The sequence below is a fragment of the Amnibacterium sp. genome (assembly GCF_051956055.1).
In the GTDB taxonomy this organism is placed as follows: domain Bacteria; phylum Actinomycetota; class Actinomycetes; order Actinomycetales; family Microbacteriaceae; genus Amnibacterium.
Window position 1 is genome coordinate 1 of sequence record NZ_JBQCGC010000016.1, and the last position, 5676, is coordinate 5676.

The window sequence follows — 5676 nt, forward strand, 5'->3', positions numbered from 1 at the left end:
ATCGCCCCACCTTCGCGGAGAGTTGAGCGACTCAAGAAATCGTCAGCGACCGCCGGGCGTGTTCTCCGCTTGACCGGCGTTCCGCGCCCGGAGGCGGAGCACGATCGCCACCGCGAGGACGAGGACCGCGGCGACGGCCGCAGCGACGGAGACCGCCGCGGACTGCGGCTCGCCCGTCGCGCGGGCGATCGCGATCCAGGCGAGGCCCCACGCGAGCGACAGGGCGGGCCCCACTCGGGCGCCGTCGCCGAACGCCGCAAGCACGCCGATGACGGCGGCGACCACCAGCACGAGCACCGCCCATGCCGTCGGCGCGATCCCGAAGCCGGTGAAGCCGGCCTGCTGGAGCAGCGCCGTCGCGTTCGCGACCGTCGCGATCGTGACCCACCCCAGGTACAGCCCGAAGACGCCGTCGAGGAGCACCCGGTCCGCCGTGCCCTCCGCGGGCCCGAGCCGCAGCACGATCGCGACGAGGACCGCGAGCAGCGCGACGATGACGGGCACGGACAGCGCGAGGAGACCGAACTGGATGCTGAGGATCCAGGCCGCGTTGAGGAGCAGGGACGCCGCGGCGAGCGCCCCGATGCGCCGCTGGCGCGCCCGCGCGCGCTGGGCGGGCAGCGCCTGGTACACGGCGTAGGCGAGCAGCCCGGTGTAGATGACGCTCCAGATCTGGAACGCGCCGGTCCCGGGGGCGAGCAGCGTCGCGTCGGCGGCGAGCGCACCGCCGGCCGCGTCCTGGATCGGCGTGCCCCCGAACGCCCCGGAACCGATCGCCGAGCCGACGAGCGCGAGCACGAGCGACCCGATGACGACCACGACCCGCACGACGTCCCGCCTCGTCGACATCTCCGCTCCCGGTGCTCGGCCTGCCCCCGCGCCACGATGCCGCGGTCGCCTGAACGTCGGCAGCGCCGCCGCACCGGAGGGCCCGCCGCGGCTCCCCCCGTTCAGGAGGGTCGGCAGCGCGGCGCCGGCAGCGCGCGCGGCGCTCCCGGGACACTCGGCCCATGGGCCGCCTCCGCATCGCGCTCGCGCACCCGGTGGCCGGCGCCCTCGCGGCGACCGCGCTCGCGCTGCCCGGCGGCGCCGTCATGGCGCTGCTCTGGACCGCGTCGGCCGATCCCGTGCCGGTCGACTACACCCTGTTCGGCCCTGCGGGCGCGCTGCTGCTCACCGGGAGGATCGGGGCGGTGTTCGGCGACCCGCTGATCCAGGCCGGCCCGTTCGAGCTCGCGCCCTTCGGGGTCATGCACCTGCTCGGGGTGCGCGGCTCGTTCTCCTGGACGGTCGCGCTCATGACCTGCAGCGCCGCCACGACCTTCCTCGCGGCCGTCGCGCTCCGGCCGGTGCTGCGCCGCGACCTGCGGTCGTCGGTGCTCGCGGGAGCGGGCGCGGTGCTGCTCGGCCTCCTCGGCCCGACCACCGCGAGCTGGAACCTCGGGCACCCCGCTGAGGTGCTGATCCCGATCGCGTGGCTCGCCGCAGGGCGCCTGGCGCTCGCGGACCGGCCGGTGCTCGCCGCCGCGGTGATCGCCCTGTCGACCGGGTTCGAGGTGTGGGGCCTGCTCGGCGCCCCGCTCGTGCTGCTCGCCCCCGACGTCCGCCGGCTGCGCTCGGCGGCCGTCGGAGCCGCGCTCCACGCCCCGCTGTGGCTGCCGTTCGTGCTCGCGGGCCCGTTCCGGATGTTCTCCTACGCCTGGGAGGTGCGGGCCGGCAGCGTGCTGCACGCGCTCGATCCCACCGCCGCGACGTTCCCGTGGTCGCTCCGGCTGCTGCAGTCGCTGCTCGCCCTCGGCGCCGGCGCGGCCGTCGCGCTGCTCCTCAGGCGGCGGCACGCCCGCTGGGGCGTGTGGCTGGTCCCGGTCGCCGTGGTCGCGGGCCGCCTGCTGCTCGACCCGGTCCTCGCCGGGTACTACTGGGACCCGGTGCTCGTGTGCGGGGTCGGTGCGCTCGTGCTGGCCGTGCACGAGCGGCACCTGGTCGCCGCTGCGGGGGCCGCGCTGATCCTGCTGCTCGCCTCCGACATCGCCCCGCCGGTGCCGCGCGCCGCGGTCCTCCTCGTCGCCGTGCCCGCGGTGGCGCTCGTGACGAGGGGCCGCGGCCTGCCCCGGCCCGCGCTCAGGACGCGAACCAGCCCTGCTCGGGCCGGTGGATAGCGGTCTGGTTGCGGCGCGGCTGCGTCGGCGCGGCCCAGCGGACGCCGTTCGCGAGCACGCGCTGGATCTCGGGCTGGTGGTACACCGGGTACTCCTGGTCGCCGGGGGAGAAGTAGAAGATCCGGCCGAGGCCCCGCCGGTAGGTGACCCCGGAGCGGAACACCTCGCCTCCGGTGAACGAGGACACGAACAGCAGCTCGTCGGGCACGGGGATGTCGAACGGCTCCCCGTACATCTCCTGCTGCGGGATGACGATCGGGTCCGGCACACCCTGCGTGATCGGATGGGTGTGGTCGATCGTCCACACCAGCTCGCGCTCCGCGTCGTTCCGCCACAGCAGCGAGGCGGTCGAGCCGAGCAGCTTCTGGAAGATCTTCGAGTAGTGCCCCGAGTGCAGCACGAGCAGCCCCATGCCCGCCTGGACGTGCCGGTACACGCGCTCCACGACCTCGTCGGCGACCTGGTCGTGCGCGATGTGCCCCCACCACAGCAGCACGTCGGTCGAGGCGAGCACCGCCTCCGTCAGCCCGTGCTCGCGCTCCTGCAGCGTCGCGGTGCCGATCTCGGCGTCCGGCAGGAGACCTGCCAGGCCCCGGGCGATGGCGGCGTGGATCCCGTCCGGGTAGTGCCCGAGCACCACCGCGTCGCCGCGCGTCTCGTGGACGTACTCGTTCCAGACCGTGATCCTCATGCGACCTCGACCTCCCTGTGCTCGTCTGCGGACCGGTAGACGGCGTCGATCACGCGGCTGCGGTGCAGCGCGGAGTCGCCGTAGGCGTTCGCCCAGGCGCCGGAACGGACCGTCGCGACGAACTCCTCGATCACCGCCAGGTGGTGCCCTGCGGGCACGTGCACGGTCGGGATCGTGACGATGGGCGCGCCGCCCTCGTCGCCGAAGATGCGGATCGTGCCGTCCGTGGCGTAGTCGCGCACGAACAGGCGCACGCCGCCCGTCGATCCGAGCAGCTCGACCGCGATGTCCTCCTCGTCGGCGGAGTAGCTCGCCCAGGAGGTCTCGAGGTGGATCGAGCCGCCGGTGTCGAGCCGGAGGAGGGCGGAGGCGAAGTCCTCCACCTCGAACGCCCGGTTGCCGCCGGTCGTCTTCGCGTTCCGCGATCCGCCCCGGCCGCCGCGCCCCAGCTCGCCGTAGGTGACGGCGCTCACGCGCTCCACGCGCGGCTCGTCCATGAGGAACAGGGCGATGTCGAGCATGTGCGGGCCGAGGTCGACCATCGCGCCGCCGCCCGCCATCTGCCGGTTCGTGAACCACGAGCCGAGCCCGGGGATGCCGGACCGGCGACGCCAGCTCGAGCGCGCGTGGTAGATCCGGCCGATGTCGTGCTCGTCGAGGTAGCGACGCAGATACCGCACGTCCGCGCGACGGCGGTGGTTGAACGCGATCTCGAGCACCCGGTCGGCGTCCCTGGCGGCGTCGACCATCGTCTGCGCGAGCGCACCCGTCGGAGCGAGGGGCTTCTCGCAGAAGACGTGCTTGCCGCTTGCGAGCGCCGCGATCGCGATCGGCGCGTGCAGGTGGTTCGGCACCCCGATGCTCACGACGTCGAGATCCTCGCGCGCGACCAGGTCCTCCCAGTCGTGGTAGCGGTGCGGCACCCCGCGGGTGTCCGCGAGCTCGTCCAGCCGCGGCTGCTCCTGGCCGGCCAGCGCGACGACCTCCACGCCCGGCAGGGAGGAGAAGGCGTCGAGCGCGGTGGTGCCGGCGAAGCCGAGGCCGACGACCCCGACGCGCAGCGGTACCTGGTCGGTTGCAGGCATGCGGATCCCTTCGTCGCGATGGCGCAGCGGACTCCATCCAACCGCACGCCGGACGGCTCGCCGTCCAGGGACCGGCCCGGGAGCGCACAGGCGTGGCGGACGCGCTGGGCGTCCTCCCCGGATCGTGGCCGCAGGGTTGAGGGCATGGCACGCGTCCTCGTCACCGGATCCGCCGACGGCCTCGGGCTGGCCGTCGGGCAGCGCTTGATCGACCAGGGGCACGAGGTGGTGCTCCACGCCCGCAGCGACGCCCGCGCGGCCGACACGAGGGCGGCAGCACCCGGCGCCGCCGACGTGCTCGTCGGCGACCTGGCCGACGAGGACGCGGTCCGGGCGCTCGCGGACGCGGCGAACGCGCTCGGCCGGTTCGACGCGGTCGTGCACAACGCCGGCGTCGGCTCCGGCACCGCCGCCCCCGTGCTGATGGCCGTGAACGTGGTCGCGCCGTACCTGCTGACGGCGCTCATGACGCGACCGGATCGGCTCGTCTTCCTGTCGAGCGGCATGCACCGCAGCGGCCGGGCGGACGTCGCGGTGCTCGACGGCGGCGGGTACGGCGACAGCAAGCTCCTCGACGCCGCGCTCGCGGCCGCGGTGGCGCGCAGGTGGCCGGAGGTGCGGAGCAACGCCGTCGACCCCGGCTGGATCCGGACCCGGATGGGCGGCTCCGGGGCGCCGGGGTCGCTCGACCAGGGCTCGGCCACCCAGGTGTGGCTCGCGACGAGCGACGACCCCGCCGCGCTGGTGTCCGGTCGCTACTTCAAGGACCGCCGCGAGGAGTCGCCCGCCGCAGGCGTGCTGGACGAGGCGTTCCAGGAGGCGCTGCTCGCCGCGCTGGCGGAGCGCACCGGCGTCGCGCTCCCCGGCTGAGCGGTCAGAACCAGGTCATCAGCGCGGGCGCGACCGGGGAGCGGAGCAGCCGGTCGGCCACGGCCGCGTCCCCCGGTGCCCGCTCGCGGAGCCGTCCTGCCGCCGCGAGCACGACCGCGGAGGCGCCCCCGAGCAGGAGCGTGCCGAGCGCGTCCACCGGCAGGTCGAGCAGCGGCCCCTCCTCCGACTCCCCCGCGACCACGACCGCACGGCCGTCGCTGTCCGCGTCGATCGTGACCGAGCCCTGCGCGTGCCCGAGCGGGTCGGCGATCCGCAGCCCGAGCCGGCCCGCGCCCCCGTAGGAGCGGGCGGACAGCGCCGCGACCGGATCGAGCACGCGCACCCAGAGGTGCTCCCTGAGCTCGGTCGTGCGGATCATCCTCGGGTCGCGCACGAGCCAGCGCAGCGGCTCGTCGACGGTCCGCAGCGGTGCCTGCACCGTGGCCACGAGGTCGAGCGTCACCAGGTGCTGCCACAGCGCGCGGTACGCGTCGTCCGTCGTCGCGACGAGCTGCTGGACGACCGCGGTGGCGGAGGCGAAGTCGTGGTCGTTCGGCTGCATCCGGTACACCACGAGCCCGCGCGGGACCCCGTGCTCGTCGTCGTACCGCACGAAGCGGTGCCGCCGCTGCTCCGCGGCGTCGGAGGGGGCGCCGAACAGCCGCGCGAAGCGATGCCCGACGATCTCGACGTCGCCGACCGTGCGGCCCCGCGCCGCCGCGAAGAGCGGCTGCGCGGCGTCCATCGCGCTCGCCCGTCCCACGAAATGCAGCCGGCCGGGGGCGTCGCCGCCGATCCAGCCGGCCCGGCGCGTGTCGATCGCGAGGTCGGTCGACCAGGTGGCCGGCCCGAAGCCGTACCGGGCGTAGAT

Annotated in this window: 6 protein-coding genes; 2 read left to right on the plus strand and 4 right to left on the minus strand. The window is 75.0% G+C overall.

Annotation, left to right across the window (positions count from 1 at the left end):
* Positions 1-42: 42 nt before the first annotated feature.
* Positions 43-849: a tryptophan-rich sensory protein gene (locus tag ACTHLI_RS02670; RefSeq protein ID WP_440181293.1), complete on the minus strand. Its 807-nt coding sequence runs from the start codon at positions 847-849 to the stop codon at positions 43-45.
* 161 nt (positions 850-1010) lie between these two features.
* On the opposite strand from ACTHLI_RS02670, the gene ACTHLI_RS02675 reads away from it, so the two are divergent.
* The gene (locus tag ACTHLI_RS02675; protein WP_440181294.1) at positions 1011-2159 is read left to right on the plus strand and encodes a hypothetical protein; all 1149 of its coding nucleotides are present in this window, start codon (positions 1011-1013) and stop codon (positions 2157-2159) included.
* Here ACTHLI_RS02675 and ACTHLI_RS02680 read toward each other — a convergent pair.
* The gene (locus ACTHLI_RS02680) at positions 2122-2850 is read right to left on the minus strand and encodes a ThuA domain-containing protein (protein ID WP_440181296.1); all 729 of its coding nucleotides are present in this window, start codon (positions 2848-2850) and stop codon (positions 2122-2124) included. The genes ACTHLI_RS02675 and ACTHLI_RS02680 overlap by 38 nt on opposite strands.
* Positions 2847-3935, minus strand: a complete 1089-nt coding sequence (locus ACTHLI_RS02685; protein WP_440181298.1) for a Gfo/Idh/MocA family protein — start codon at positions 3933-3935, stop codon at positions 2847-2849. The genes ACTHLI_RS02680 and ACTHLI_RS02685 overlap by 4 nt, the downstream gene beginning before the upstream one ends.
* 144 nt (positions 3936-4079) lie before the next feature.
* Between ACTHLI_RS02685 and ACTHLI_RS02690 the strand changes: the two genes are divergently transcribed.
* On the plus strand, positions 4080-4805 hold the full coding sequence (locus ACTHLI_RS02690; protein ID WP_440181300.1) for an SDR family NAD(P)-dependent oxidoreductase: 726 nt from the start codon (positions 4080-4082) through the stop codon (positions 4803-4805).
* 4 nt (positions 4806-4809) lie between these two features.
* Here ACTHLI_RS02690 and ACTHLI_RS02695 read toward each other — a convergent pair.
* Positions 4810-5676 (minus strand): sterol carrier protein domain-containing protein (locus ACTHLI_RS02695; RefSeq protein WP_440181301.1); only part of this gene is annotated, 867 nt, incomplete at its 5' end.

Coding starts and splice junctions, on each gene's coding strand:
- ACTHLI_RS02670 (WP_440181293.1), bottom strand. CDS start 849: ATGTCGACGAGGCGGGACGTCGTGCGGGTCGTGGTCGTCATCGGGTCG.
- ACTHLI_RS02675 (WP_440181294.1), top strand. CDS start 1,011: ATGGGCCGCCTCCGCATCGCGCTCGCGCACCCGGTGGCCGGCGCCCTC.
- ACTHLI_RS02680 (WP_440181296.1), bottom strand. CDS start 2,850: ATGAGGATCACGGTCTGGAACGAGTACGTCCACGAGACGCGCGGCGAC.
- ACTHLI_RS02685 (WP_440181298.1), bottom strand. CDS start 3,935: ATGCCTGCAACCGACCAGGTACCGCTGCGCGTCGGGGTCGTCGGCCTC.
- ACTHLI_RS02690 (WP_440181300.1), top strand. CDS start 4,080: ATGGCACGCGTCCTCGTCACCGGATCCGCCGACGGCCTCGGGCTGGCC.